This window comes from Nocardia sp. NPDC003345 (genome assembly GCF_053589395.1).
The window spans coordinates 1-2,067 of sequence record NZ_JBSFRU010000551.1 but is presented as its reverse complement, the minus strand read 5'-3'; the positions used below and the strand labels follow the sequence as shown (position 1 = coordinate 2,067).

The following is a 2,067-nucleotide window of genomic DNA, read 5'->3' as shown; positions in this document are numbered from 1 at the left end:
CCCGGAACAGTCGGGTGGGACCGCGGCGGACACTCGCCGTCCACCTGCGCCGCTATCGTTTCGTGGCGTCGATGCCCCCACCATCCTTTGGCGCACCAGCAGGTGGAAGTCGCAGTGCGGCGCGCGAGCGATCTGGAAGCCGCGGGTAACTCATCCGCCTCCAACCGGGGCTTCGCCACCCGACTACGTGCGCACGCCGCCGACCCAGGGTATGCGCCGGAGGCCGTCACCGGCGGCCCCTGGCCCCCTCCCGCCTTACGCCCGAGCAGTTGGGAGCCGCGGTCGAGGGCCACCGCGTCGCAAGACACGATGCACCTGGTCGGTACCGCCTCGGCCCCAGATCGATCCACAGCTCGTGGTGATATCCGATGCCGAATACGGCATACCTAGAAACGGCACGCCGGTCACCGATGCAAATCTTCCACCTAACCGACGAACATCGGTCAGGTGGCGGTCAGTGGCCTCGCCGCGCCGGGACCCAGCGGGTCTTCGCAAAATTCGGCCGCGAACCACGAAGTGCAACATGTGGCCGGCTCCCCCGGTCGATCGTCACAGCCGAGCTCGGCAGTTCGAGGCCCGGCCTTCACGTTGCGCGGAGATCGACGGAACGGATTGCCGTCGGTCGGGGCTGACATTCATCCGCCCCGACCGACACGAGAATGGAAAGGCGTCTGCGATGACCGAAGTACCACCGCTCGCGTACGGGTACCTGCGCGATGATCTGCTCGCCGAAGGCGACGCGGCGGAATGCCTGTTAGGTGCTGCCGCTATCGCACTCGGCTACGAGCTGGGCACAGTGTTCCACGAATCACCGCGGCGGAACGAGGGGATTCCACCAGCATTCGTGGATCTGCTCGCCGAGTGCCGTCGGGCTGCCGCGGACGCGGTGATCACACCGCATGGGCATCTGTCGGAATCGGTATCCCGGACGCTTCTGAGGGCGACCCCGAAGGCGCATGCCGGGGTGGTCGTACACGAATTCGGCCCTGACAACGAAATCCGAGGGCCATTCGCCGCCCACCGGTGGTAGACATCCGTCGACCGCCCCCGACCTCGCAAAACACAACGCATCCCGGAAGGAAGCAATGAGTATCGTTACCGCGAATCTGGCGGTTTCCCTGGACGGTTTCTCCGCCGGACCCGGCCAAGACCTCGATCACCCCTTCGGCACCGGCGCCGACGCGCTGACGGGCTGGATGTTTCGGACCGGCGAACCCGGCCACGACAACGACGCACAGATCCTGCACGACATCCACGCCGAGACCGGTGCCCACATCATGGGCCGCAACATGTTCGGGCCCGGCCGCGGCGAATGGGACCTCGAGTGGAAAGGATGGTGGGGGCCCAATCCGCCATACCACGCCCCGGCCTTCGTCCTCACTCACTACCCACGTCGACCCCTCACGATGGAAGGCGGCACCACATTCACTTTCGTGACCGACGGGATCGAATCAGCTCTCGAACAAGCCCGCGCCGCCGCGGGCGGTAAGAACGTGGAGATCGCCGGTGGCGCCGCCACGATCAGGCAGTATCTGGCCGCGGGGTTGCTCGACGAGTTGGTGCTGCATCTGGTTCCGGTGGTGCTGGGCAGGGGCGAGAACTTGTTCACCGGCCTGCAGGGGATCGAGCTGGAACCGGTCGAGACCATCGCCTCACCCACGGTGACTCACTTGCGTTACAAGGTGCGCCGCTGACCAGGCGCAGAACTGGGGAACAACCGATGTGCCCGCCGAGGTACGTCGGTGTCCCGGACCTTCGCGCTTATTGTCGGCACCGAGGAAGCGGGCCGGACATCCCGTGCCTGTACACCTCGAGCGGCGTTCCACTCATGGGCTGTACCGTCCCGTGGCCGGGTACAGCTCCCATATCTTGGCCTCATCGTCCGGCGGGCGTGCTCCCGACCAGGTCGGCGCCGGTTTCGGCTCCATCCGTTCCACCGAGAGTGTCGCACGGTCCAATGCCTGTTCCCATACGATCTGCTCGCCGCGACTCACGTATACATCACGGCGTAGCTGCTCCTGATTCTGAAGGGCCTCGGCGAAACGTTGCCCCAAAGAGCAACCCGGG

The 2,067-nt window shown here is 65.8% G+C and carries 3 protein-coding genes; 2 read left to right on the top strand and 1 reads right to left on the bottom strand.

The window, feature by feature from the left end; all coding sequences use genetic code 11:
* The first annotated feature begins 676 nt into the window (after positions 1-676).
* Together ACWDU1_RS31900 and ACWDU1_RS31895 are read left to right on the top strand one after the other, a co-directional pair.
* On the top strand, positions 677-1,030 hold the full coding sequence (locus ACWDU1_RS31900) for a hypothetical protein (protein ID WP_450004140.1): 354 nt from the start codon (positions 677-679) through the stop codon (positions 1,028-1,030).
* 55 nt (positions 1,031-1,085) lie between these two features.
* Positions 1,086-1,694 carry a dihydrofolate reductase family protein gene (locus ACWDU1_RS31895; RefSeq protein WP_450004139.1) on the top strand — a complete coding sequence of 203 codons (609 nt, stop codon included), beginning with the start codon at positions 1,086-1,088 and terminating at the stop codon, positions 1,692-1,694.
* Positions 1,695-1,826: 132 nt separating this feature from the next.
* Here the strand turns inward: ACWDU1_RS31895 and ACWDU1_RS31890 are convergent.
* On the bottom strand, positions 1,827-2,067 hold a 241-nt coding region (locus ACWDU1_RS31890), incomplete at its 5' end, for a hypothetical protein (RefSeq protein WP_450004138.1).